This window comes from Pantoea sp. X-Soil-TKNS-1211, assembly GCF_059730495.1.
Genome location: NZ_AP035957.1, coordinates 46,804 through 71,394, shown reverse-complemented (window position 1 = coordinate 71,394; position 24,591 = coordinate 46,804). Strand labels below are relative to the sequence as shown.

General features: G+C 55.0%; 22 protein-coding genes and 1 pseudogene. 13 read left to right on the top strand and 10 right to left on the bottom strand.

The window, feature by feature from the left end; translation table 11 throughout:
• The first annotated feature begins 42 nt into the window (after positions 1-42).
• Positions 43-1,077 (top strand): LacI family DNA-binding transcriptional regulator, encoded by a 1,035-nt coding sequence (locus AC6I8W_RS26965; protein WP_497839621.1) that lies wholly within the window; start codon positions 43-45, stop codon positions 1,075-1,077.
• Here AC6I8W_RS26965 and AC6I8W_RS26960 read toward each other — a convergent pair.
• Together AC6I8W_RS26960 and AC6I8W_RS26955 are read right to left on the bottom strand one after the other, a co-directional pair.
• A complete protein-coding gene (locus AC6I8W_RS26960; RefSeq protein WP_497839620.1) occupies positions 1,074-1,766 on the bottom strand; it encodes a molybdate ABC transporter substrate-binding protein in 693 nt (230 codons plus the stop codon). The two genes, AC6I8W_RS26965 and AC6I8W_RS26960, sit on opposite strands and share 4 nt — an antisense overlap.
• Positions 1,766-3,013, bottom strand: coding sequence for an alpha-hydroxy acid oxidase (locus AC6I8W_RS26955; RefSeq protein WP_497839619.1), 1,248 nt, complete (start codon positions 3,011-3,013; stop codon positions 1,766-1,768). The genes AC6I8W_RS26960 and AC6I8W_RS26955 overlap by 1 nt, the downstream gene beginning before the upstream one ends.
• Positions 3,014-3,219: 206 nt before the next feature.
• Here AC6I8W_RS26955 and AC6I8W_RS26950 point away from each other — a divergent pair, with 206 nt between their 5' ends.
• The 3 genes and pseudogenes from AC6I8W_RS26950 to AC6I8W_RS26940 form a co-directional block, all read left to right on the top strand.
• Positions 3,220-3,885, top strand: coding sequence for an aspartate/glutamate racemase family protein (locus AC6I8W_RS26950; protein ID WP_497839618.1), 666 nt, complete (start codon positions 3,220-3,222; stop codon positions 3,883-3,885).
• Positions 3,879-5,150, top strand: a complete 1,272-nt coding sequence (otnK, locus tag AC6I8W_RS26945; RefSeq protein ID WP_497839617.1) for a 3-oxo-tetronate kinase — start codon at positions 3,879-3,881, stop codon at positions 5,148-5,150. Before AC6I8W_RS26950 ends, otnK begins: the two co-directional genes overlap by 7 nt.
• Before the next feature lie 168 nt (positions 5,151-5,318).
• Positions 5,319-5,438: pseudogene (locus tag AC6I8W_RS26940) on the top strand (transcriptional regulator); the annotation flags it as partial.
• A gap of 50 nt (positions 5,439-5,488) precedes the next feature.
• On the opposite strand, the gene AC6I8W_RS26935 reads toward AC6I8W_RS26940, so the two are convergent.
• The 6 genes from AC6I8W_RS26935 to AC6I8W_RS26910 all read right to left on the bottom strand — a co-directional run bounded on the left by AC6I8W_RS26935 (position 5,489) and on the right by AC6I8W_RS26910 (position 11,198).
• Positions 5,489-6,793, bottom strand: coding sequence for an MFS transporter (locus AC6I8W_RS26935; RefSeq protein ID WP_497839616.1), 1,305 nt, complete (start codon positions 6,791-6,793; stop codon positions 5,489-5,491).
• A gap of 207 nt (positions 6,794-7,000) precedes the next feature.
• Positions 7,001-8,182 (bottom strand): pyridoxal-phosphate-dependent aminotransferase family protein, encoded by a 1,182-nt coding sequence (locus AC6I8W_RS26930; protein ID WP_497839704.1) that lies wholly within the window; start codon positions 8,180-8,182, stop codon positions 7,001-7,003.
• 58 nt (positions 8,183-8,240) lie between these two features.
• Positions 8,241-8,978: an amino acid ABC transporter ATP-binding protein gene (locus AC6I8W_RS26925; protein WP_497839615.1), complete on the bottom strand. Its 738-nt coding sequence runs from the start codon at positions 8,976-8,978 to the stop codon at positions 8,241-8,243.
• Positions 8,956-9,645: an amino acid ABC transporter permease gene (locus AC6I8W_RS26920; protein WP_497839614.1), complete on the bottom strand. Its 690-nt coding sequence runs from the start codon at positions 9,643-9,645 to the stop codon at positions 8,956-8,958. The genes AC6I8W_RS26925 and AC6I8W_RS26920 overlap by 23 nt, the downstream gene beginning before the upstream one ends.
• Entirely contained in the window at positions 9,645-10,313 is a 669-nt protein-coding gene (locus tag AC6I8W_RS26915) for an amino acid ABC transporter permease (RefSeq protein ID WP_021185569.1), read from the bottom strand. The genes AC6I8W_RS26920 and AC6I8W_RS26915 overlap by 1 nt, the downstream gene beginning before the upstream one ends.
• 66 nt (positions 10,314-10,379) lie before the next feature.
• Positions 10,380-11,198, bottom strand: coding sequence for a transporter substrate-binding domain-containing protein (locus AC6I8W_RS26910; RefSeq protein WP_497839613.1), 819 nt, complete (start codon positions 11,196-11,198; stop codon positions 10,380-10,382).
• Between the two features lie 158 nt (positions 11,199-11,356).
• Between AC6I8W_RS26910 and AC6I8W_RS26905 the strand changes: the two genes are divergently transcribed.
• From AC6I8W_RS26905 to AC6I8W_RS26880, 6 genes are read left to right on the top strand one after another with little or no spacing between them, the layout of a single operon-like run.
• Complete coding sequence (locus AC6I8W_RS26905; RefSeq protein WP_480371994.1) at positions 11,357-11,641, top strand: (2Fe-2S)-binding protein; 285 nt, start codon at positions 11,357-11,359, stop codon at positions 11,639-11,641.
• Positions 11,628-13,043, top strand: a complete 1,416-nt coding sequence (locus AC6I8W_RS26900; RefSeq protein WP_497839612.1) for an FAD-dependent oxidoreductase — start codon at positions 11,628-11,630, stop codon at positions 13,041-13,043. Before AC6I8W_RS26905 ends, AC6I8W_RS26900 begins: the two co-directional genes overlap by 14 nt.
• Positions 13,040-14,185 (top strand): NAD(P)/FAD-dependent oxidoreductase, encoded by a 1,146-nt coding sequence (locus AC6I8W_RS26895; protein ID WP_497839611.1) that lies wholly within the window; start codon positions 13,040-13,042, stop codon positions 14,183-14,185. The genes AC6I8W_RS26900 and AC6I8W_RS26895 overlap by 4 nt, the downstream gene beginning before the upstream one ends.
• A 7-nt stretch (positions 14,186-14,192) precedes the next feature.
• The gene (locus tag AC6I8W_RS26890; RefSeq protein ID WP_497839610.1) at positions 14,193-15,134 is read left to right on the top strand and encodes a dihydrodipicolinate synthase family protein; all 942 of its coding nucleotides are present in this window, start codon (positions 14,193-14,195) and stop codon (positions 15,132-15,134) included.
• Between the two features lie 18 nt (positions 15,135-15,152).
• Positions 15,153-16,577 (top strand): dihydropyrimidinase, encoded by a 1,425-nt coding sequence (hydA, locus tag AC6I8W_RS26885; RefSeq protein WP_497839609.1) that lies wholly within the window; start codon positions 15,153-15,155, stop codon positions 16,575-16,577.
• A gap of 9 nt (positions 16,578-16,586) precedes the next feature.
• Positions 16,587-16,805, top strand: coding sequence for a zinc ribbon domain-containing protein (locus AC6I8W_RS26880; RefSeq protein ID WP_013512803.1), 219 nt, complete (start codon positions 16,587-16,589; stop codon positions 16,803-16,805).
• Between the two features lie 42 nt (positions 16,806-16,847).
• Here AC6I8W_RS26880 and AC6I8W_RS26875 read toward each other — a convergent pair whose 3' ends face one another.
• Both AC6I8W_RS26875 and AC6I8W_RS26870 read right to left on the bottom strand, forming a co-directional pair.
• Entirely contained in the window at positions 16,848-17,498 is a 651-nt protein-coding gene (locus AC6I8W_RS26875; RefSeq protein WP_497839608.1) for a GntR family transcriptional regulator, read from the bottom strand.
• 114 nt (positions 17,499-17,612) lie between these two features.
• Complete coding sequence (locus tag AC6I8W_RS26870; RefSeq protein ID WP_497839607.1) at positions 17,613-20,069, bottom strand: glycogen/starch/alpha-glucan phosphorylase; 2,457 nt, start codon at positions 20,067-20,069, stop codon at positions 17,613-17,615.
• Between the two features lie 252 nt (positions 20,070-20,321).
• Here AC6I8W_RS26870 and AC6I8W_RS26865 point away from each other — a divergent pair, with 252 nt between their 5' ends.
• The 3 genes from AC6I8W_RS26865 (at position 20,322) to AC6I8W_RS26855 (ending at position 24,588) form a co-directional block, all read left to right on the top strand.
• Complete coding sequence (locus AC6I8W_RS26865) at positions 20,322-21,866, top strand: Fic family protein (RefSeq protein ID WP_497839606.1); 1,545 nt, start codon at positions 20,322-20,324, stop codon at positions 21,864-21,866.
• A gap of 66 nt (positions 21,867-21,932) precedes the next feature.
• Positions 21,933-22,952, top strand: coding sequence for an ROK family protein (locus AC6I8W_RS26860; protein WP_497839605.1), 1,020 nt, complete (start codon positions 21,933-21,935; stop codon positions 22,950-22,952).
• A 103-nt stretch (positions 22,953-23,055) separates the two neighbouring features.
• On the top strand, positions 23,056-24,588 hold the full coding sequence (locus AC6I8W_RS26855; protein WP_497839604.1) for a DUF1593 domain-containing protein: 1,533 nt from the start codon (positions 23,056-23,058) through the stop codon (positions 24,586-24,588).
• The last annotated feature ends 3 nt before the right edge of the window (positions 24,589-24,591 follow it).

Here is a 24,591-nt window from a genome sequence, read left to right as displayed (position 1 = left end):
GAATTTTGTGGACAAGCTCACTCTTTCAGCAGGAGTGACTTGATGAGTGAAAAACAAAATGGATCCGGCCGCGTATCACTGGAAGATGTTGCTCGCCTCTCTGGCGTGTCAACGGCCACTGTTTCTCGCGTGTTGAACGGCAGTACTACCGTCAAAACGGCGCGCCGTGAAGCGGTGGAGAAAGCCTGTGAAGAACTCGGCTATGTGATTAACCGCGCGGCGCGCACCCTCGCCTCACGGCGCAGCATGACCATTGGTGCCGTGGTGCCCACATTAGCGACGGAAACCTTTTCCCGCGCGCTGGCGGCGTTTCAACAGTTAATCCATGAGGCGGGTTATACGTTGCTGCTGGCGAACTCCAATTTTGACCCGGACACCGAGTTAAAAGAGGTTAACAAGCTGATTGAATACGGCATAGACGGCCTGATGCTGGTGGGCAATACCCATCACCCACGCCTGTGGGAACGCATCAACCAGCAGGAGATCGCCTGTATCCAGACCTTCTCCCATGACAGCGAGAAGCCCTGCGTAGGCTATGACAGCGAAGGCGCTGCGGAGACCATTGCCAGGCATTTGCTGGAACTGGGACATCGGCGATTTGCGGTAATTGTCGGCACACCGCCATCGAACGATCGCGTTTCAGAGCGTCTGAAGGGGACAAGACGGGCGTTGCAACAACAAGGTCTGACGTTGCCTGATAGCCATCTTGTCGATAACGCCTTCAGCATGAACGATGCGCGCAAAGCGGTGTTCCGTCTGCTGGACGGACCGGAGCCGCCAACCGCCATCATTTGCGGTAACGATTTGCTGGCATTTGGTGCCATGCGCGGGGCCAGCGAGCGTTATCTGCGTATTCCGGGAGACATCTCCATCGTCGGTTTCAACGACTATGAATATGCCGAGCACCTGGAACATCCGCTGACCACCATGCGCGTTGACCTGGCATCAATCGGCGAGCATGCCGCGCATTATCTGTTGAACACGCTGAATAACCTACCTGCCCCGCAGCACACGCTGATCCAGACTGAATTGATTGTCCGGGGCAGCAGTGGCTCTGTGCCCCGTCTGGAACGCTAATCGCGGCGTTGCATGCCGAACTGGTTGAAGATGTCTGTCACCGCAGGCGTTTTCAGCCAGGTCAGAAAGGCGCTGGCCCGCTCTGGCTGCTGCGCATGCGTCAGCACCGCCGCCGACAGCGAGATCGCCTGCTGCGCCTCCGGCGGTAACGGGCCAACCACGTCAATTCCCTCCACCATCAGCAATTCGCTGATCTGTTGCACCGCCAAATCCGCATTGCCGTTAACCAGTTGCCCGGCGGTAAAACCGGCCGGAATCACCGTGCCGCGCGCACGTAACGGTTCATCGATATTCAGTTGCTTCAGCAGCCGGGAGAACCAGACGCCGCTGGCACCCGCTTCCGACCAGGCCACCGAGCGCGCCGCCAGCAGGCTGGCAACCAGCCGGTCAACATTGCTGATATCCGGTTGCACGGCCCCGGCCAGTACTGCCACACCAATCGGAGAATCGACCACCTCAATGCGGCTGGAAGCAGCAGCAATCCCCTTATTAATCAGGCGATCGACGGTGTCCACCGTGGCGATCACCACATCCGCCTCCGCCCCCTGGTTTAGCTCTTGCTCAATCAGGGTACTGGGATGCCAACGCATCGCCAGCGGCGTATCAGGGTGTGCCGACTGCCACACATCAATCAGCGTGTTGAATGGCGCACTCAGGGCGAGCGCGCTGTAAATATGTAACGTCATCATTATCCCTCGCGTGCAAACAAGGGCGCACGGCGCAACAATGCGGCATCCAGTTGGTCGGGTTTGGTGACACCAATCAACGCCATATCACGATCAATCTCATCGCGCAGAATGTGCATCGCATGTTCAATGCCTGCCTGTGCGCCAATCACCGCGCCATACAAAAATGGACGGCCAAGAAACACAAAATCTGCACCCAGCGCCATGGCTTTCATCACGTCCGTACCCCGGCGAATGCCGCTGTCGATGATCACCTTCATGTTCCCTTTCGCCGCCGCGATTTCCGGCAAGGTATGCAAGGGCGGCACGGTGTGATCAAGCTGGCGCCCACCATGGTTAGACAAGATTACCGCATCCGCCCCTAAATCTCGGGCGATAAAGGCGTCTTCCGGTGACATCAACCCTTTGATCACCAGATTGCCTTTCCACTTCTTGCGGATGGCCTCAACGTGTTTCCAGCTCAGCTTGTCGCGCGCGTTGGTGTTACGCACTTTGTTGGACATCATCGGCGGCCCGCGCTCCGCATCGGTGTTTTCAAAGTGCGGCGCGCCGTGGCGCAGGAAGGTTTGTGCCACGGTGCCGAGCAGCCAGCGCGGACTGATGGCGCTTTGCCACATCACCTTTGGCGTGATTTTGATCGGCATACTGAAGCCGCTGCGGGTATTGTGTTCGCGGTTGCCCAGCATCGGCGTATCGCCGGTGACCACCAGCGTTTTATACCCGGCGCGCTCAACGCGCTCGACCAGACGGTCAATGCGCGGCTGATCGCCCGCCAGATACGCCTGGAACCAGGCATCCGGGTTGGCGGCGATCACCTCCTCCAACGGAATCAGGGACGAAGCACTGAGGATCATCGGCACATTCATTGCCCGTGCCGCCTTCGCCAGCATCAGATCGGCACGGTAACTGACAAACGAGGCGCCCCCCAGTGGCGCGACGCCGAAGGGATGAGACCAGTTATGCCCCAACAGACTGACGTGCTGATCGCGCCCGGACACGTCACGAAACATACGCGGTACAAACACATATTGCTGATACGCCTCATAGGCTGCGGCAATACCTCTGCCGGTCTCCACGCCACCTTTGACGTACTGAAAAATCATATTCGGTAAGCGCTTGCGTGCATGACGTTCGAAGTCATCCAGCGCCAACAGATCGCGAAAATGGCGCGGTACGGTATTAGCGGGACGCGTCTGCGCGGCTGGCGTCACGGCGATGTTAATAGCGGTGGTGTCTCCACGAGTTGTCATAGTGCGTTCTCAGTATGATGGAAAGTAAGCGATTTCAAATCCGGGGTTATTCCGAGACTATCCTGTTTATATCCTGACAGACGCTCAGTTTTTTTGTGTGATCATCGTCACCATATTAACAGAAATGTAAGCCCTTACATTTTCAACCCGGATTAAGTATGGTGTGCTGTAGTCCACTTTGATCGTCGCTGCTGACGGAGATAACCATGAACCAGCGCATAGTTTTACTGCACGCTACCCCGGTGGCGATGACACCGATTCAGGAAGCATTCAATGACCTGTGGCCTGAGGCTGAGGTGGTCAATTTACTGGATGACGGACTGACCATTGACCGTGCTAAAGAAGAACAGCTGTCACGCTCTCTGACGGATCGTTTCGTGGCTTTTGGCCGCTACGGCTACAGCATGGATGCCCAGGGTATTCTCGTCACCTGCTCGGCATTCGGCCCGGCAATTGATGAACTGGCAGCAGCCGTGCCGGTGCCGGTGCTGAAACCCAACGAGGCGATGTTCGAAGCGGCATTGCAGCAAGGCCAAACCATCGGCATGTTAGCCACCTTCGGCCCTTCGCTGGTGACCATGTGCGCTGAGTTCGATCAGTATGCCGCGCAAATCGGATCCTCTGCCCGACTGGAGACCGTGCTGGTGCCGGATGCTATCGACCGGTTACGCAAAGGGGATGTCGACACGCATAACCGTCTGGTGGCCGAATACGCGCCGCAGCTCAGCCACTGTGATGTGATCATGCTGGCGCACTTCTCCACTTCCCGCGCCGCAGAGGCAGTTCGCGCACGCGTGGATATCCCGGTGCTAACGGCTCCCCATGCAGCAGTACAGAAGATGAAGGCAGCCACAGGAGCGACATCATGTTAATCGGCGTCATTGCAGATGATTTTACCGGTGCCAGCGATATCGCAGTGACACTGTCACAAGGTTTGCCCGGTGAAGGCGGTTTGCGCACCACACAATACCTCGGTGTGCCGCAACAACCGGCACACGCTGAAGTGGAAGCCGGGGTAATTGCCTTGAAATCACGCTCATTGCCTGCGCCAGAGGCTGTAGCGCAATCCCTGGCCGCCTGCGAATGGTTACTGGCGCAGGGCTGTAGCCAGATCGTGTTTAAATATTGCTCGACCTTTGATTCCACCGATGAGGGGAATATCGGACCGGTATTGGATGCCCTGACCGAGCGCTTGCAGGCACGCCGGGTAATTGTTTGTCCGGCCTTCCCGGCGATGGGCCGCACCCTGTATCAGGGCAATCTGTTTGTCCACGATCGGCCACTGAATGAGTCCGGTATGGAACATCATCCGTTAACGCCAATGAAGGACGCGGATATCCGTCGCCTGTTGGCACGTCAGGCCAACACCCCCGTCAGCCATATCCGCTGGCAGCAGGTGGTGGAAGGCAGTGAAGGCCTGCGTGACCGACTGCAAACGCATGATGATGACACCGCGCAGTTAGTGGTCGTGGATGCCCTGAGCGATCATGACCTGACGATCATTGGTATCGCCGCGGCGGGGCTTAAATTGATTAGCGGCGGCTCCGGCATTGCCCGGGCGCTGCCGCATAACTTTATCAAAGCCGGGTTGGCGCAGGGACATCAAGGGAATAACCCGGCCGTCAGCGGCACAACCGCCATTCTGGTTGGTAGTTGCTCCGGTGCCACGCGCGGGCAGATTGAGGAGCATCAAAAACACCACGCTGTACTGGCGCTGGATATCACCGATGTGATGAATGAACGCATCAGTGCTGATGATGTGGTGAAATTTATCCTGGCACACCAGCAGGATTGCCCGCTGGTCTATTCCTCCGGTAATCCCGACAGCGTTAAGCAGGCACAGGCGCAGTTTGGTCAGCACAATATCTCCCGCCAGCTCGATAAACTGTTTGGTGATGCCGCGCGCAAACTGGTGTATGAGGCGGGTATCAAACGCCTGGTGGTCGGTGGTGGAGAGACGTCCGGGGCGGTGGTCAGTGCGTTAAACCTCGGATCGTTGCAGGTTGGCGAAGAGATTGATCCGGGGGTTCCGGCGCTGTTAGCCCACCCGGAAGCACCGCTGGCGCTGGCATTGAAATCAGGGAATTTTGGCCGGAGAGATTTCTTTGCGCATGCGTTGAAGGTGTTGGCTGGGTAGTTAGCATAATGTTGATGAAAGGCATCATCACGACGAGGGGTGTCTTTCATCCTTTTCCCTCATCGCGTGCCCCTAATGATTGGCAGAACCCATGCCGCTTTATGATTATATCTACTGTAAACTGTCGCTGATATACTCAGGCATTATCAACAAGATAAAGGATGATTAATGAGGACATTAGAGGAAGTATTGGCAACCCGTTCCCCGGAGAGCCAGACACGTATTAAAGAGATGGCAGATGAAATCATTCTGGAAACCGCGCGTCACATTGATCAGGAGTCGCCGCAACCGGATAACGTGCGGGATTTTTCCTTCAATTCGCTATCCCGCTAAACCTATTAGCGGGCGATTTCAGCCTTAGCATCGTCTTCTTCCTCATTCCCCTCATTCACCATCGTCGCCTGAATCGCCTCTTCCTCCAGTACCGGGTTCAATGCTGCGCCTATCGGCGAGGTCGCCAGACTATCCGGCATCACCACATGCGGCAAAGGCACCTCGGTAGTCGGCAATGGCTGGACTTTCACCGGACGATTCATCAGCGCGATCAGCAGCGCGCATAAGGTAAAAGACAGATATAACACATGGCTGCCAAAGGGTTGCATCAGCGCGCCTACCGCCAGCGGGCCGATGCTGGCACCAATGCCGAACGCCATCAGCAGGCAGGCACTCAGGGAGACGCGTCGTTCCGGCATCACCTGATCGTTCGCCAGGGCGACCTGAAGCGGGTACAGCCCGAACTGCATCATGCTGACAAAAAACGCGATGACCAGCAGCATCTGAAATGAGAGATTCCACGGCACACCCAACGTTAGCGCACCCAGGCCATAGAGCAACGCGACAATAAATAACAACCGCTGGCGGTCAAAGCGATCCGATAACCAACTGAGCGGAAACTGGGTCACCAGTCCGGCAAAGATACTCACACTCATAAACAAACCGGTTTGCTCGGTGCTAAAACCCTGACGGCTGGCGTAAACCGGTGCCAGGCCATAAAACGCGCCGAGCGCCATGCCACTCACCAGCGTGGTAGCCAGCAGACGCGGGATGGTGCGGATAAAATACCCCAGCTCCATCGGGGCCGGTGACATTGCCCGTGCATTGGTGCGGGTGGTCAGCGCAATCGGCACCAGACAGAGGGCAAAACACAGCGCGACAATCAGCAAGGTACTGATGCCAAAGCCATCCTGCATCGCAAGGATCACCTGACCGCCACTCAGGCCAAGATAGGTCGCCACCATATACAAACCAAAAATCGTGCCGCGCTGGGAAGACTCTGCCTGATCGTTTAACCAGCTTTCCAGCACCATATATTGGCACATCATGCACAAACCGATGATCAGGCGTAAAAATACCCATATCGGGATCATGTCCGTCAACCCGTGACCCAGCACGGAGGCGGTTACAATTCCGGCGCAGGCGACATAGCTACGGATGTGCCCGACGCGGGCGATCAGGTTGTGTCCGACTTTGCCGCCAATCACCAGCCCTACATAGTTAGCGGCAGTGATGGCACCAATCAGCGTGCCGTTCACTTGCTCATGCGCCAGGCGCAATGACACATAGGTCGTGAGCAGCCCGGCACCGAGCAACATCAACAATGTCGTGACATATAACGGGAGAAAAGCGTTGAGCACTTTTCTCATAAGATGCTCAGTGAGGATGGTAAAGCAGAACCCGGCATAGAGACCTCATCAGTAAACAGCTTAAGTAACAATGGGTAAGGATAGACGATACCCGCCAGCTATGCTTACGAATTCTGCTGAAATCCAGAACGCACCGCGTCTGTAGCGGCGCGATTTATCGCGCTGAACCTCGGATTAAAAGATGCGCAATAAATTGCGCCGCTACGATCAGTTGGCGTACCTATTCCACGCGGCTTCCATCCCTGCGCCCTGCACTGTTTTAAAACCATAACGATTAAGCGTGGCATCCAGAGCCGCCAGGGTTTGCAACACGCAATCCTTACGCGCGTTATAGCCCATGGTGCCGATGCGCCACATTTTGCCTTTTAACGGACCAAATGAGGTGCCGATTTCGATACCAAAATCGTTAAGCATGCAGCTACGGATTTGCTGATCATCCAGGCTGTCGGGAATGGTAATCCCCAGCACGTTGTTCATCTTATGCCGTGGGTCGCCGAACACCTCCAGCCCCATCGCTTCAACCCCGGCACGTAACGCGTCGCCATGCAGTTGATGTCTGGCGATGCCCGCCTCCACACCTTCCTGCACAATCAGGCGTGCGCATTCACGCGCGCCGTACAGCGCCGTGGTGGCCTCGGTATGATGATTGAGCCGCTCACTGCCCCAGTAATCCATGATCATCGCCAGATCAAAATAGTTGGACGAGATGATGGGTTGGTCACCGTCCAGATGACGGCTATCGCGAATCCCCGCTTCTACGTGACGGCGACGTTTAATTGAGTCAGCCATCTGCGCACTCAGGGTAATCGGCGAAGTACCCGCGGAGCCGCCGAGACATTTCTGCATCCCGGCAGAGACCGCATCCAGGCCCCATGCATCGGTTTCCAGTGGATTGCCGCCGAGGGTGGCGGTGGCATCGGTATAAAACAGCACCCCGTATCGCCGACAGATCGCGCCCAACTCGTCCAGCGGCTGGCGCATGGTGGTTGAGGTATCGCCGTGCACGGTTAACAACATGGTGGGCCGCACGCGTTTGACCGCTTCTTCAATCTGATCGGGGGTAAACACCGTGCCCCACGGCGTCTCGATGGTGTGAACTTCCGCCTGGCAACGACGGGCGATTTCACATAATAAATGGCCGAAACGACCAAATACCGGCACCAGAACTTTATCCCCCGGTCGAATGGCAGAGACCAGAATCGCCTCAATCCCGGCACGCGATGTACCATCAACCAACAACGTCCAGTCGTTGGTGGTGCGGAACACCGAGCGATACAGCATCATCACTTCGTTCATATACGCCGTCATCGCCGGGTCGTATTGTCCGATAAGTTGCGCTGACATCGCACGCAGCACGCGTGGATCGGCATTAATGGGGCCAGGTCCCATTAACAGGCGTTGTGGGGGATTGAGCTGGCTGAAAACAGGCTGGTTCAAAGCATCTTCCTTAGTGACGTAATATTTTGCTGACAAACTGGCGGGTACGTTCGTGAGTCGGGGCATCAAACACCTGCTGCGGCGAACCGGTCTCCACCACCTGGCCATCAGCCATAAACACCACCTTTGACGACACTTCACGCACAAAACTCATCTCATGGGAGACGATAAACAGGGTGATCCCTTCCGAGGCCAGCTCACGAATAGTATCCAGCACTTCGTTAACCATCTCGGGGTCGAGCGCCGCCGTCACCTCATCCAGCAACAGGATGGTGGGCTTCAGCGCCAGCGCACGCGCAATGGCGACACGCTGCTGCTGACCGCCGGAGAGTTGATCCGGGTAAGCGTTGATACGATGCGACAACCCAACTCGCTCCAGCAAACGGCGTGCGTCCTGCTCCACCTGCTGCTTTGGCCAGCCTTTGATTTTGGTCGGCGTGATCATCACGTTTTCCAGCACCGTCATATTCTGGAACAGGTTGTACTGCTGGAACACGATAGCGATCGACTCGCGCAGCTGGCGCAATTCGCCTTTATTGGCGTAATCCACCACGTTATTTTCCAGCAAAACCTGCCCCTCTTTCGGCAGCAGCAAGCCCATCAGCACCCGCAACAAGGTACTTTTGCCGGAGCCTGATGGCCCGATCAGGCTGACGATATCGCCCTTTTCCACCGATAAAGTGACGTTCTCCAGTACCGGCTGGTCGTTATAGGCGGCTTTTAAATTAATGATGTCGAGCTGTGGCAATTTTTCTCTCCAGACGCTTACCGAGACGCGATAACGGATAAGACACAATGAAATACAGCATGAGGACGACGGCATACACCAGCGTGGCCGAGTAGCCTTTATCCGACAGGATTTTGCTGGCGGAGGTGAGTTCCATCACGCCAATCTGCGAGGCCAGCGTGGTGTCCTTGATGTACATAACGAAGAAGCTAAAGGTCGGCGGGATCACCACCGTCAGGGACTGCGGAATAATCACGTAACGCAGCGTCTGCAAATAGGAAAAGTTCAGCGTCACCGCGGCTTCCCATTGGTTATGATGCACAGACTCCAGTCCGCTACGGATGATCTCGCCAAGGTAGGCGGCCGCGATAATGCACACGCTGACCAGCGCCACGGTAAAGGTGGAAAAGCGCAGGCCGGAATACTGGCTGATAAAAAACACCAGAAATAACGTCACCAGGAACGGGATGCGCCGGAAGATAAAGAAGTAAACATGCACTATGGCGCGCAGCGGTGACAGGATCGCCGCTTTGGTGTTAATGGTGACCGCCAGCACAAAGCCAGCAAAAAAACCCACCAGGCAGCCAAACGCCGACAGCGCCAGCGTGATACCCAACCCCTGCAATAACAACAACAGGTTGTAGTACGAGAACAAACCCGTAATTTCCGACCAGTCAAAGTAGCTCATCAAAATACCCCTGTTCTGGCACGGAAAAGAAACCGACCCATAATGGCCAGGGCAAAGGTGGCAACAATGGTGATCACGATATAAATCACCGCCGCCACCGAGAAGGATTCCACCGATAAATAGGTTTGTGAACTCAGGTTATAGGTGCGGCCGGTCAGTTCTTCGACGCCAAACATCGAGGCCATCGAGGTGCCTAAGGTCATCACGATGAACTGGTTGGAGAGCGGTCGAAACATCACCTTGATCACATGGGGCAGGATGACGTAACGGATAATCTGGACACGGGAGAATCCCAGCACTTCCGCCGCTTCAATTTCCATGCGACGTACCGAATCAAAACCCGCCCGCTGGATTTCACACAAATAAGCGCCGGCGTTGAAGGTGGCACCAATCAGCACCGCCGTAAAGGGTGACAGCAAAATGCCCACTTCCGGCAGAGCAAAAAACAGAAAATAGATCTGCACCAGTTGCGGCGTATTGGTGGCAAAAACCACATAGGCGTTAATAAATTTGCCTGCCAGTTTGGGACCGTAACGCAGGATGCTGGTACAGATCATCGCAATCACCATGCCGAAGGCGAAGGCCAGCACCGCCAGTTGCAGGCTGATCCAGGCGCCACCCAACAGGTAAGGCAGTTGGTCAAGAATGGGGAAAAAATTCAGGTTCATCAGAACAACGCTCAATCGCTAAAGAGCGCCCCAAACTGCGGGCGCCCGAATAAATCAGAACGAAACTCAGTATTTCGTCGGCGAGGCGGTTGGGTCGTGCAACATGGCGTGACCAAACCATTTCTTCCAGCTGCTGCCGATAAAACCAGATTTATGCAGCGCGGCGATCTCGGTATTTAACTTCTCACGCAGCGCGGTGTTGCCTTTGCTGACGGCGATACAGTCATAATCCACTTCGATCGGATCATCCACCACATGCCACTTGGTGGGGTATTTTTTGGTGTAATCCAGCATGAAATCGAGCACGTCAATCAATGCATCAGCGCGGCCCTGCGCAATGGCGCGCACCGCATCCGGGTAGTTATCGAGGATTAACAGCTGGGCTTTGGGAATATTGTCCTGGATATATTTGATTGGCGTGGTGCCACGCACCTGAACCAGTTTTACCGACGGATCATTCAGGTCTTGCCATTTTTTGTACGGCTTGTTGTCGGTGGTCAGAATGCCCAGCACTTCGGTGTTAACCGGATCGGTGAAATCCACCACCTTCATGCGATCATCGTTACGGGTCATCCCACCCATCACCGCATCAATTTTGTCCGACATGATAAACGGCACACGGTCATTCGACCCCACTGCCACCAGCTCCAGTTTCACGCCCATAGAATCGGCAATTTTCTTCGCCACTGTCGCATCAAAACCAGAGATCTGATTTTTATCGTCATACACCCCCAACGGTGGAAGATTTGGGTTAACGCCGACGATCAGCGTTTTGGATTTCATGATTTCATCCAGCGATCTGGCGTTGGCCGTTGCGGCACCAAACAGCGCGCTGGCGATACAACTCGCGATGACCAGTTTTCCTAACATACTCATTCTACTCATTATTTCACTCCCGGTGTCGTCTGATTGCTTACCCTGGTGTTGGCAAATGACCAACGATATAAACTTCGTATGCTTTACATATACGATTGGTATACGATACCATGGCATCCATCTTGTCAAGTCTCAATGAGCAGTTGTCGACCAAAAAGGGAGACGTTATGCAGCACACTTCAGGGAAAAACGTCCGTTTCGTTTTTGACAATCAGGGATATATGGCATTACCGGGCCAAAGCATTGCCGCCGCACTTTTTTCCAGCGGCGTCAAAACGTTACGCTTCAGTCCCCATCAACATCAGCCCCGTGGCATGTTTTGCCTGATGGGTTCGTGTCAGGAGTGCCTGGTCATGGTGGAGGGTAAGCGGGTATTAGCTTGCAAAACTGAGGCCAGCGCTGATCTGATTGTTCACTCTGTTCCGGATAGCGATCCTTATGAATCATTATGATCTGATCGTCTTAGGTGCCGGTCCGGCGGGCGTTTCAGCGGCACTGATGGCTTCCGCAAAAGGGCTGCGGGTGGCGCTGTTTGATGAAAACGCGGCGGCGGGTGGGCAGGTTTATCGCGCGCCGATCATGCCTGACGCAAAAATGGATGGTGCTGAATTCAGGGCCGGTGAAACCTTGCGCGATGCCTTATCACGAAGCAACGTACGCCCCTTTTTGGGGCATGTCGTCTGGGCAGTTACCGGCGATTACCGTGTTGACGCCCTCGGGCCGGATGGCGCGATAGCTTGCACCACCACGGTGCTGTTGGTGGCAACTGGCACCACCGAGCGCGTGGTGCCCTTCGAGGGATGGACACTGCCAGGGGTGATCGGGCTGGCAGCCGCCACGATTTTGCTCAAATCACAGCGTACCCTGCCGGGTAAAACCACCCTGGTGGCCGGATGTGGCCCACTGCTGGTGGCAGTGGCGGGCAGTACCCTGAAAGCGGGCGGCGAGGTAAAAGCGATTGTCGATATTGCTTCACGCGGTGAATGGCTTGGCACAGCGCCCGCCCTGCTCAGCCGTCCGGCGATTTTCAAACAAAGCCTGAGTTACGGCTTACCGATCCTGCGCGCCAGAACCCCGGTTTATTCACGTCATACGCTGGTGAAAGTCAGCGCGCAGGGCGATCAGTTGCTGGCTGAACTCGCGCCCTGTGACGCAGCGGCACGGCCTGTTGCCGGTAAAACGAAAAAGATTCTGGTGGATTGTGTCGCTGTCGGACATGGTCTGACGCCATCAACTGACATTACGCGTTTGCTGCATGCCAAACATCATTACTCGCGCGAGGCGGGTGGCTGGATTGCGCAAACCGATGAAAACGGGCAAACCAGCCGCGAACGCTTGTTTGTTGCCGGTGACGGCGCAGGCATTCGTGGTGCCGCCGCCGCGCTGGAACAGGGTAAACGCGTCGGGCTGGCCTGCGTCGGTATCATTCAGGGCAATGCCGGGCCAGAGCCGGAAGCCGAACACCTCCGCCAGGCCTGGCAACACGCCGCTCGCTTCGGGCAGAAAATGGCCGCGATGATGGCGTTGCGAGAAGGTCATGTGGAAAGCATCCCGCCGGAAACGGTGGTGTGCCGTTGCGAAGACGTGACGCGCGCCGAGATTGAACAGGCCTGCGAAGCCGGTGCTCATGATGTGAACCAGTTGAAAGCCTGGACGCGCTGCGGTATGGGGCCGTGCCAGGGGCGTACCTGCGGTGATATCGCCGCCGAACTGCTGGCAACCAAACTGGGCGTACCACGGGAAGCGGTGGGGATCTTCTCGCCCCGTACCCCGCTGCGTCCGCTCACCATCAGCGATATGACCGGCGACTATGACTATGCGGATATCCCTATTCCTAAGGCGGCCCCGCTATGACTTCCTCACGCTTTGATGTCTGCATCGTCGGCGGCGGCGTGATGGGCTGCTCCACTGCGCTGTTTCTGGCAAAAGCCGGGATGCGCGTGGCAGTGGTGGAACGCAATGCCTTGTGTCGCAGCGCATCCGGTGTCAATGCTGGGACGCTCACGCTGCATATGACCCGCGCGGCACTGGTGCCCTACGCCATCAAGGCGTGGGAGATGTGGATGCGACCAGAAACCTGGCTCGGTCAGGGCGTGCTGGCGACCCATGCGCCCGGTTTGTCCCTCGCCTTCACCGATGCCGAAGTATTGATGCTGGAGGAGCGCGCGGCGGCCCGACGTGAATATGGCGCGGATATCTCAATCATTTCACCGCAGGCAGCGATGAAGGTCGATCCGGGGATTAATGGTTCGATCAAAGCGGCCGCGTTCTGTGAAATCGATGGCTTCGCCAGTGCCTATCTGACCGGTCGTGCCTTTTATGCCGCGCTGCGTGAGGCCGGTGTGACCATCATGGAGCAATTTCCTGTCGGCCAGATTGAGCGGCAAAACGCCGGTTATCGCGTGTCCACCGCGGATCGCAGCCAATCCATCGACGCTACCCGCCTGGTGCTGGCGGGCGGTGTCTGGCTGGAGCCAATGCTGGCGATGGTCGGCATAACTATCCCGGTAAAAACCCTGATCAACCAACTGATTGTCACCGAAAGAATGCCAACCGTGATGCGTTCCGTACTCAGCATCGCCAATGGTTTGTTATCCATGAAGCAGTTTGCCAATGGCACCGTGGTGATTGGCGGTGGCTGGCAGGGCATCGGCTCGCGCGAGTTAGGTGGTCGGGAGACCATTCCCGAAAACCTGATCGGCAACCTGCGCCTCGGACAGCATGCCGTCCCGGCGCTGGCCTCCGCCCGCGTCGCCCGTATCTGGCTCGGCCTGGAGTCCGAAACCGCAGATGCGATGCCGATGATTGGGCCGGTGGCACAACACCCGGACCTCTTCGTTATCGGCTGCGTCCACTCCGGTTATACCAGCGGGCCGTATATGGGCAAGTTGCTGGCACAGCAGATTTTGGGCCAACAGCCAGAAATGCCGCTTTTTGATCCATCACGACTGCTGCCCACTGATGACCATGCAGTCGCATCCTTATCCAGAGGCTAATAATAAAATGAAAGAGTTACACCATTACCAGGGTGTGTATGCGGCGACTGTCTGTCCGATGGACGAGAGTGGCAGATACATCGATGAAGCGAGCCTGATCGCGCATTTGCGTCAGGTTTCACAGGTGGAGGGCATTCGTGGGCTGTTAATTAACGGCCACGCTGGTGAAAACTTCGCGCTCTCGCGTGAAGAAAAACAACGGGTGGTGACGCTGGCACGCCAGGTGTGCCCGCCGGAAACGCTGCTGGTGGCCGGTCTCAACGCCGAGGACAGTTTTGATGCACAGGCGCAGGCTGATGATGCCAAAGCGGCCGGTGCCGATGCCATTCTGCTGTTTCCGCCCTACTCCTGGACGCTCTCCACTGACGAGAAAACGGTGCTGAATCACCACCATATCGCTAACGCCAACGCCGCCTTACCGATGATGTTGTACCAATCAGGGGTGAATAGCGGGGGTATGGCGTATCCTCCGGCTTTGCTGCAACAACTGGTTTGTCTGCCCAACGTGGTAGCGGTGAAAGAAGGCAGTTGGGAAACCGCCACCTATGAGGCCAACCTGCGGCTGGTGCGTGAAGTTGCGCCGCATGTGGCGGTGATGGCCTCAGGTGATGAACATCTGCTGACCTGTTTTGCTCTCGGCACCGATGGCAGCCTGGTGAGCCTGGCGGCGGTGGTGCCGGAGTTGGTGGTAGCACTGTACAACGCGATGCAGCAGCAAAATCTGGCGGAAGCGCAGCGCCTGCATCAGTTTGTCTATCCGCTGGCGAAAGAAATTTACGGCACCTGGCCGGGCACCCATGCCAATGCGCGCTTAAAAGCCTGTCTGCATCTCGCCGGGCATCTTCCTCATGCCATGCCGCGCCCACCGGTACCTGCCGTCGATGACGTGCAGCGCCAGCGGTTAGCGACGGCGCTAACTTTTGCACAATCCTTTACGGCTACCCCCTAAGTTCAAGCGGAGACCAACATGACCAGTACCCTGATTCGCGGTGGGCGCATTATCACTGCGGTAGACGATTATCACGCCGACATCCTTATCGAGAATGAAAAGATCGTCAGCATCGGCCTTAATCTGCAACCTGGTGCCAACTGCCAGGTGATTGAAGCCAACGGCATGCTGCTGTTCCCGGGCGGCGTTGACTGCCATACCCATATGGAAAACACCTTTGGCCCCTCGGTGACCGCCGATAACTTTAAATCAGGCACCCGTTCAGCCGCCTATGGCGGCACCACCACCATTATCGATTTTGCGTTACAGAACCATGGCACCAGCCCGTTGCAGGCCATCGAGCGGGCGCAGTCCAAGGCGGATAACGTCGCCAGTATCGATTATGGCTTCCACGTCATTATCACCGAGGTGGATAAGCAGGTGCTGGAGGATATGCGCTACGCCATCCGTCATGAAGGCGTTTCCAGCTTCAAAATGTTTATGGCCTATCCGGGCACGGTGATGTCCGATGATGCGGCCATTTTCCAGGCAATGCGCATGGTCGGCCAGCATGGCGGCATGGTGGCGTTACATGCGGAAAACGGCACCATCGTCGAATTGCTGATTCAGGAAGCGCTGGCCCAGGGGCACACTTCGCCACGCCACCACGCCCTGACGCGTCCCGCGTTGCTGGAAGGAGAAGCGACCCATCGCGGCATCAAGCTGGCGGAACTGGCGGAAGCGCCGGTCTACTTTGTCCATCTTTCGGCCAAAGAAGCGTTGAAACATGTGGTGGAAGCCCGCGACCTCGGCATTCCTGTGTTCGCTGAAACCTGCCCACATTATCTGTTCTTTGATGAGTCTTCTTACGCTGATAGCGACGAATCCGACAGCTTTGATGGCGCGCGTTTCGTGATGAGTCCGCCGCTGCGCTCAAAAGAGGCGCAAAACGCGCTATGGACGGCGCTGAAAACCGATGACCTGCAACTGATTTCCACTGACCACTGCCCGTACTGCATGAAAGAAGGTCATTTAGGAAAAATTAATCAGAAGCCGCTGGGTGCGAACGACTTCTCCAAAATCCCCAACGGTGTGCCCGGCGTCGAGACCCGTATGACGGTGGTATATGACGGCGGTGTACGCAGTGGCCGTATCTCGTTGAATCGCTTTGTCGAGCTGATGTCCACCGCCCCGGCCAAACTGTTTGGCCTGTTCCCGCAAAAAGGCACCATCGCGGTGGGGAGTGATGCCGATATCGTCATCTTTGATCCCAATGAAAAGCACACCATCAGCGCCGCAACACAACACAGCGATGTGGATTTCACCTTGTTCGAAGGACACCAGGTGCAGGGCAAAGTGAAGAAAGTCCTGTTGCGCGGCGAACTGCTGGTCAGCGATGACCAATGGGTAGGTAAAACCGGTCAGGGACGCTTTATCCCGCGTGGTGAAGTGGGTAAATGGTAGGAGAGCACGATGCCTTACTATGACTATCTCTGTTCAGACTGCGGCGCATTTGAATTGCGCCGTTCGGTTGCAGCGCGCGATGAACCCGCGCCCTGCCCGATTTGTCAGAAAAACGCCGAGCGAAAAGTCAGTTTTCAACCGGTATTGCTGCGCAGTAAACCGGGGGCGGAGGTGCGCAATCCCTTGCATGTTGAGGGATGCCCCTGCTGTCCCGGCGCAATTAAATAAGCGGCTGACAGGGTACGCGGCTGACGCGTACCCTTGCTGCGCTTAATTGCCTTCGGTGATCCTTTTCAGCACGAAGGCTGACAGGTTTCTGATATGCGTTCTGACCGCCTGGCTGGCCGCTGTAGCGTCGCCACTTTTCCACGCATTGAGAATTGCCAGATGTTCTTCACGATCTTCTTCGATGCGGTTAAATGGCGTGATCAACTCAAACATCCGGCTCTGGGTACGGGCCTGTTCAATCATGCGGGCCAGCACCGCATTACCTGAATGTTGGGCGAACAGCGTGTGCACGATATCGTCAACATCCCAGTAGGCTTGTTCCGGCTGGCCTGCCGCCAGAGACTGCACCTGGTCGGCGAGTTGATTAATCACGTCAGGTTCAATCTTATTGATGGACAGCGCAATGGCTTCGGTTTCCAGCAACTCGCGCACTTTCATGATCTGAAAATATTCCTGCGCGCTGATAAAGCGCACGGAATAGGAACGGGCGCTCGATCTGACCAGCAATCCCTCACCTTCGAGACGCAGTAACGCTTCACGCAACGGCGTACGGGAAATATTGAGTTCTTCAACCAGTCGACCTTCAACCACCGCCCCGCCACTACGCAGGGTTTTTTCCAAAATCATACGACGCAGCGTCTGGTAGGCCAGTTCACCTAACTTTTCTGCAGAGGGTTGTTTTACTGAGGTCACTTGGTACTCACCATTAAGACATTTACTGGAAAGTATACAATACGTGTACGATTGAAAAAAGGCGTAAATTCTGAGAATTAGCGAGCTCAGACAGGCATTTTATCCTGCCTGCCTTCAGAGGTGTGATGCTGATTTTTGCGTTTGCCAGATCTGCTCGCAATATTCACCAATTGCCCGGTCTGAAGAGAAAATACCAGAACGGGCACAATTGAGGATCGACATCTGCGTCCAACGGCGCTGATCCTGCCATGTCTCGCTGACGCATTCCTGACAGGCTGCGTAGTCAGCAAAATCGGCCAGGACGAAGAACGGGTCATATTTCAACAAATTATCGAGCAGAGGACGGAACAGCTCCTTATCCCCGCGTGAGAACCGCCCTGCAGCGATTTGCTCGATCGCATCACGCAGGTCTTCATTGGCCTGCACGTAATCAGCAGGATGATAATCCGTGTGTTTGAGCGCGTCCACCTGTTGAGCGGTCATACCGAAAACGAAAAAATTATCCCCGCCTACCTGCTGCCGAATCTCAACATTCGCGCCATCCAGCGTACCGATGGTCAATGCGCCATTCATCATGAACTTCATGTTGCCGGTTCCTGAGGCTTCTTTGCCTGCGGTCGAAATCTGCTCGGACAGATCCGCCGCCGGATAGATCTGGTGGCCGTTCTTAACGTTAAAATCGGGATAGAACACCACCTTCATCCGTTCCCCGATCACCGGATCATGATTGACCACCTCGGCGATGCCGGTTATCAGGCGAATCATCAGTTTAGCCATCCAATAACCCGGTGCCGCTTTCCCGCCGAAGATAAAACAGCGCGGTGATAATTGCAGTTCAGGATGGCGAGATAAACGACGATACAGACTGATCATATAGAGCGCGTTAAGGTGTTGGCGTTTGTATTCATGAATGCGTTTCACCTGAATATCGAACATCATCTCAGGCGCAACCCTGACGCCGCTCAACTGGCTGATACATCCGGCCAGCGCCGCCTTGTTATTGAGGCGAATGGCGCGCCAGTGCTGCTGAAAGGCGACGTCATCAGCATAGTCACTCAGCGCGTCGAGTCGGGTCAGGTCACTGCGCCAACCAGCACCCAGGGTTTCATCAAGTAAACGCGCCAGACCTGGGTTACTCAGCATCAGAAAGCGCCGTGGCGTCACCCCATTGGTGACATTGAGAAATCGCTTCGGGTACATGTCGGCAAAATCACGCAGCACCGTTTGCCTGAGCAGTTCGGAATGCAGTGCAGCCACGCCGTTAACCGCATGGCTGCCCACAGTCGCCAGATGGGCCATACGCACCTTTTTCTCGCCCTGTTCATCGATCAATGACATACGCGCGACACGCGCCTCATCCCCAGGAAAAGCGTTACGCACCTCTTCCAGAAAGCGTCGGTTGATTTCATAGATGATTTCCAGCAGCCGGGGCAGCAGATTTTGCATCAACGGCAAGCCCCAGGTCTCCAGCGCCTCGGGCAGTAAGGTGTGATTGGTATAAGCGAAGGTATTCAGGGTGATTGACCAGGCGTCATCCCATGCCATCTGGCGTTCATCCACCAGCAGACGCATCAGTTCAGCCACGGCGATAGAGGGATGTGTATCGTTTAACTGCGCCGCGAAACGTTCAGCAAACTGAGCAATAGGGGTATGGCTGATATCCATCAGCCGCAGCATGTCCTGCAACGAGCAGGAAACAAAAAAGTATTGCTGAGCAAGGCGTAACCGCTTACCCACTTCCGGTTCATCGTTGGGATAAAGCACTTTTGACAGCGTTTCGGAGACAACTTTTTCCTCCACCGCCTGGTAATAATCGCCAGCGTTGAAGTCCTCAAAATCAAAAGACTCAACCGCTTCACTCTTCCACAGCCGCAACAAATTACAGGTATTGACGCGATATCCCTGAATCGGCACATCGTATGCCACGCCTTTAACCTGGCGGGTCGGAATCCATTGCACACGCAACCGATCCTGCGCATCGGTTTGCATTTGCGTGTATCCGCCAAAACACACGTAAAAGCTGACGTCCGGTCTGACAATTTCCCACGGCGTGCCCATTTTCAGCCATTTGTCGGTACGCTCAACCTGCCAGCCATCAACGATATCCTGATCGAAGATGCCGAACTCGTAGCGAATACCGTAGCCGATGGCCGGAATCTCCAGCGTCGCCAGCGAATCAAGATAACACGCCGCCAGCCGACCCAAACCGCCGTTACCCAATCCCGGCTCCTCCTCCAACGCCAGCAACGCATCAAGATCTTGTCCAAGCGCACGCATCGCTGCCCGTGCCTCATCTGCAAGTCCGAGGCTTAACAGGTTACAGCCAAGCTGTGGCCCGATGAGAAACTCTGCCGATAAATAACAGGCGACCTTCACATGGTGTTCCGCATAGGTTTTGGTCGACGCTGCCCAGCTTTCCAGCATGCGATCTTTCACGGTGAAAGCCAGCGCCATATACCAGTCCTGAGGCGTGGCGATATCCGGATAGCGTGCCTGGCGGCAAATCAGATTTCGGACAACATCGTTTTGAAAATCAGGGTCTGTGGCGGGAGTTGAGGTGGCGTCTTGCATGATTTTGCCTCGCGTTGGCAGACACATCATTACCCCGGAGACCTTATTAGTGAATGGCATCCAGCTGGGTAGCGATGTTAATAATCACCTTAGTCAACAAGCTGAAGGGAGGCAACCGAAGCGAAGGACAAGAATGTTAACGTTTTCGTTGAAATAGCCACTTTTATTAGTGAATTTTTTTTCCTGTTACCCTTTTCGCGCTAAATTGAGATATCGTTATCGTTTTCGCGGTGTTGTTAGGGGATTTGGGCAATGCGTATAGGTTTAGTGGTTCTCGCCGAAAAGTATGACATCGAATTGGCACAACCTCTGCGTGTTGAGTCATTTATTGGAACAGTTCGTACCAGCCATGAGCGTAGTGGCTATATAGAGAACCGATATCCGCCGAGTTACCAGCCTGCCGATAACTTCGCAGGTCACTTCGAATTCGGTTTGAAGTACGAAGAGATCCATCTGGAGTTTTTTGCCCGTCTGTTTGCGGTCGTCGGTCCTGAGCCAATTGAAGCCTGGTGCCGACAGGAGCCTTTTGGCCAGTATGCCAGGCGTACTGGATTCCTGTATGAATGGCTTACTGGGCAACGGCTGGATGTGCCAGATGTCAGTAATGGTAGCTATGTCGATGTGATCTCGCCAAAGCATTATCTCACCCGGACAGCAGTTCAACGGGTGCAGCGTTGGAGGATCAATAATAATCTGCCGGGAACTTCACTATTCTGTCCCCTGGTGCGCCGCACAGCAACGGTCCAGGAGGCATTGCAATTTGATCTGAGCAGTGCGCTGAAAGAGCTGGATAACTCATTTGGTGCCGACATTCTGCTGCGCACCGCCAGCTGGTTAACGTTTAAAGAGTCACGGGCCAGCTTTCTGATTGAAAAGGAAGCCGATCAGGCCGACCGTATCCAGCGTTTTGCACATGTTATCGCTCAATACTGTGGTCGTATTAACGCTCCCCTGAGTGATGCCAGTTTACATACCCTGCAAAAAGGGATACTTGGTCATGATGCTATTGGGCTAGGCCTGCGTCGTTCACCCGTATTTGTTGGCCAGGCAACGATGCGTGAAGATATTGTGCATTATGTTGCTCCGCAGTTTGAAGATGTACCACAGTTCATGACAGGACTTAATGCCTTCGACGAAGCAACGCGTGGCGCTGAGCCGTTGGCCCGCGCGGCAGTTCTGGCATTCGGCTTTGTTTATATCCATCCCATGCGCGATGGCAATGGTCGAATTCATCGGTTTCTCATTAATGATACGCTAATACGAGATAAGGCTATCCCGGAGGGCGTGATCCTGCCGGTATCCGCAACCATCACCAGCTCGCTGGATTTCCGTGCCGGATATGATCGTACACTTGACGTCTTTTCACAGCGGTTTATGCAACGCTATTCATCATCATACCGATTTGGTGAATTAGTCACTTATCAGGATGGCACTCCCAGTAACTTCTATTTTGATGATTATGAAGATGCACGCTTCGCCTGGCGTTATCCGGATTTAACTGAACACGTCCTGTATATCGCACGCGTCGTACAACACACCGTACGCAAAGAAATGGCGGATGAAGCCAGAGTGCTGGTGATTTTCCAGCAAGCCCAGGAGAGGCTTAAAGAAATCCTGGAAATGCCGGACCAGGATGCAAACCGTATTATTCGCTCGCTCAAAGAGAACGGTTGGCAGGTTTCCGGCAAATTGCAAAAGCAATATCCCGTCCTGGCAGATGCTGGCCGATCGGAAAGGATTATCAATGCAGTTCGCTCGGCCTTTGAAGAAGGGAATTCTGCCAGTAATGGTGAGTGAGGTGTATACATGGCCCTTAACGTACAGTGAACTCTTCAATAACCAACGGCATTTTATGAGGAACTCATGAACTTCAGGCATGAACTGCTGAACATGTTGCACAGCGCTCCCGAATCGCGTATTTCGCTGGCAGAGCAGCTTGAAGTCACACGTCCCTACATCACCAAACTCACCAATACCTTGCTGGCAGAAGGGGTCATTGAGCAGACGGAACAATTGAGTTCGGGCGGTGGACGACCCAGAACACTGCTGGCAGTGCGCAAACGTCAATACTTCAGCCTCAATATCATGGTGCGCGAGCTGACGGTGGAAGCAACCATCAATGATTATCACACGGGCGAGCTGGCTCTGGCTGCGGAAACCATGACGTTTGACGCGCCGGTCACGCTGAAATTATTTATTGAAACCGTGCAGGGGTTAGCAATCCGTCTGTGCCGGGTCGCCGGTATTGAAGCCGTACGCCTGAAACACGTTGGCATCGCCCTACAGGGCGGCATTGAGCAGGATACCGGCGTGGTGAAATGGTGCCCGGCGTTTCTTGAGCGCGAGATCGCCCTGAAAACACAATTGATGGCGGCCACCGCCATCAGTGTTGCGGTAGTGAATATTGCCTGGTGCTCCAGCTATTTGCTGGCAAAAACGGGAAAGCTGAAGGGATCGTGGATCGCGTTGATGCCCGGATTGGGTAGCCTCGGCTTTGGCTACTATATCGATGGCAAACCGGTGTTTGGCGATAACGGTTTCTATCCCGAAATTGTCCATCTCCCTTATCCGGGTGGGCTGGAAAAAGCGTTTGCTTTCAAAGGCAAACCCGATGATCAACAGATTGCCGCCAGCATCGATGCACTGCTTTTTGCCATCCACTGCACGGCACCGTTACACAATATTAAGCAGGTGATTCTGACCGGTGAATTTTTTGATGATGTCCCTGCTCACTTTATCCCGCACATTGCCGAACGTCTGGCCAGCCATCCCAGCCAGCACATCAACACCATCCAGCTGCGCTACCTCAAGACACAACGCTTTTACAGCATGAAAGGATTAGTCCGACTGAGTTCGGATGCCATAACCCCGTTGATTGGCTGATTTTTGTGATCTGAACATCATTCTGCCAACGTTCTTTTTACTTTGTTTCCTTGGTTAACTAAGTTGGAAGTCCATCATTAAATGGCAAACCCACAGGAAACAGATGAAACGTCATAACAACAACATAGCCCTGCCGGTACTTACCCTGGCGGCGGTTTTGATCACGCCTTTCAACGCCCTTGCGGCAGAAACCGTTCAGTCTATCGCGGGAAAAACTGTGCCATTCCAGGCGAAACCACGAGTATTCGTGTTATCCGATATCGGTAACGAACCCGATGATCAGATGTCACTCACGCGTTTTCTGCTGTACAGCAATGAAATGAACATTGAAGGTTTGGTCGCCACCACCTCGACCTGGCAACGCAGTAAAGTCAGCCCGGAGATGATGGAATTGGTGGTGGGACATTATGCCGAGGTGCAACCTAACCTGCTGAAACACAAGCCAGATTATCCGAGTGCTGCCACGCTGAAAGCGCTGATTGCCGCTGGGCAAACGCATTATGGGATGGCCGATGTGGGAGCCGGGAAATCGACTGCGGGTTCGTCCCTGCTGGTCAAAGCCATTGAACGCTCCACAGACAGCAAACGCCCGTTGTATATCAATCTGTGGGGCGGCGCTAACACGCTGGCACAGGCATTGACCGACCTGTCAGCCAGCCATCCGGCTGACAAGGTAACGGCGCTGACGAAAAACCTGATCGTCTATTCCATCTCGGATCAGGACGATGCCGGGCACTGGATTCGCATCCATTACCCGGAGATCACGTACATCGTTGATCCTTCCAGTCAGAAAGGTGAGGATTATGCGCGCGCGACCTGGACCGGGATTAGCGGCGACCGTTATTACCGCAACGGCGCAGGTGCAGATTTCACCACCGTTTCGCAATCCTGGCTGGACAAGAACATCCGCAGCAAAGGGCCGATGGGCAAGGGTTATCTGCAATACGCCTTTATCATGGAAGGAGATACCCCGGCATTCCTCGGGTTGATTCGCAACGGGCTTAACAGCGACATGAACCCAGGCTGGGGCGGCTGGGGCGGGCGTTACATCGTACGTACGCCACAAAACGAACCGCATCCGATCTGGACCAGTGGCGGTGACTTTTTCCCCGGCAACCCGAATGGTGCCGATACGGTGACCGGTGCCGATGGGCAACAATATACCTCCAATCAGGCCACCATCTGGCGCTGGCGTGAAGCCTTCCAACACGATTTTGCGGCACGCATGGACTGGACCATCAAAGACTTTCAGCACAGCAACCATAATCCGCAGGTGGTGGTAAATGGCTCATCAGGGCAGCAACCGCTGTTTATCAAGGCGAAAGTGGGCGAAACCCTGCACCTTGATGCCAAAGGTACGCAAGATCCTGACGGCGATACACTCAGCTATAAATGGTTCGCCTATCCTGAAGCGACCTCGGCCATTTCGCAGCAGATCGACATCAAGCAAGTTCAGGGGGTGCGTGGTGAAGACTATCTGAGTGCTCCGCCGGTTTTGCAGGTGACGAAAGAGAACGGAAATCAGGCGGAGATAAAAATCCGTAATCCGGGTACGGAGCACGTTATTCTGGCGGTGACCGATAGCGGGACGCCGTCCCTCACCTCGTACCGTAGAATCGTGGTAGAAACAGAGTAAGCA

Bases quoted from the DNA above. Each gene is read 5' to 3' on its own strand.
- AC6I8W_RS26890 (WP_497839610.1), top strand. From the start codon at position 14,193: ATGAAAGAGTTACACCATTACCAGGGTGTGTATGCGGCGACTGTCTGT.
- AC6I8W_RS26870 (WP_497839607.1), bottom strand. From the start codon at position 20,069: ATGCAAGACGCCACCTCAACTCCCGCCACAGACCCTGATTTTCAAAAC.
- AC6I8W_RS26950 (WP_497839618.1), top strand. From the start codon at position 3,220: ATGAACCAGCGCATAGTTTTACTGCACGCTACCCCGGTGGCGATGACA.
- AC6I8W_RS26955 (WP_497839619.1), bottom strand. From the start codon at position 3,013: ATGACAACTCGTGGAGACACCACCGCTATTAACATCGCCGTGACGCCA.
- AC6I8W_RS26865 (WP_497839606.1), top strand. From the start codon at position 20,322: ATGCGTATAGGTTTAGTGGTTCTCGCCGAAAAGTATGACATCGAATTG.
- AC6I8W_RS26920 (WP_497839614.1), bottom strand. From the start codon at position 9,645: ATGAGCTACTTTGACTGGTCGGAAATTACGGGTTTGTTCTCGTACTAC.
- AC6I8W_RS26900 (WP_497839612.1), top strand. From the start codon at position 11,628: ATGAATCATTATGATCTGATCGTCTTAGGTGCCGGTCCGGCGGGCGTT.
- hydA (WP_497839609.1), top strand. From the start codon at position 15,153: ATGACCAGTACCCTGATTCGCGGTGGGCGCATTATCACTGCGGTAGAC.
- AC6I8W_RS26915 (WP_021185569.1), bottom strand. From the start codon at position 10,313: ATGAACCTGAATTTTTTCCCCATTCTTGACCAACTGCCTTACCTGTTG.
- AC6I8W_RS26895 (WP_497839611.1), top strand. From the start codon at position 13,040: ATGACTTCCTCACGCTTTGATGTCTGCATCGTCGGCGGCGGCGTGATG.
- AC6I8W_RS26880 (WP_013512803.1), top strand. From the start codon at position 16,587: ATGCCTTACTATGACTATCTCTGTTCAGACTGCGGCGCATTTGAATTG.
- AC6I8W_RS26965 (WP_497839621.1), top strand. From the start codon at position 43: ATGAGTGAAAAACAAAATGGATCCGGCCGCGTATCACTGGAAGATGTT.
- AC6I8W_RS26930 (WP_497839704.1), bottom strand. From the start codon at position 8,182: ATGGGACCTGGCCCCATTAATGCCGATCCACGCGTGCTGCGTGCGATG.
- AC6I8W_RS26905 (WP_480371994.1), top strand. From the start codon at position 11,357: ATGCAGCACACTTCAGGGAAAAACGTCCGTTTCGTTTTTGACAATCAG.
- AC6I8W_RS26960 (WP_497839620.1), bottom strand. From the start codon at position 1,766: ATGATGACGTTACATATTTACAGCGCGCTCGCCCTGAGTGCGCCATTC.
- otnK (WP_497839617.1), top strand. From the start codon at position 3,879: ATGTTAATCGGCGTCATTGCAGATGATTTTACCGGTGCCAGCGATATC.
- AC6I8W_RS26935 (WP_497839616.1), bottom strand. From the start codon at position 6,793: ATGAGAAAAGTGCTCAACGCTTTTCTCCCGTTATATGTCACGACATTG.
- AC6I8W_RS26860 (WP_497839605.1), top strand. From the start codon at position 21,933: ATGAACTTCAGGCATGAACTGCTGAACATGTTGCACAGCGCTCCCGAA.
- AC6I8W_RS26910 (WP_497839613.1), bottom strand. From the start codon at position 11,198: ATGAGTAGAATGAGTATGTTAGGAAAACTGGTCATCGCGAGTTGTATC.
- AC6I8W_RS26855 (WP_497839604.1), top strand. From the start codon at position 23,056: ATGAAACGTCATAACAACAACATAGCCCTGCCGGTACTTACCCTGGCG.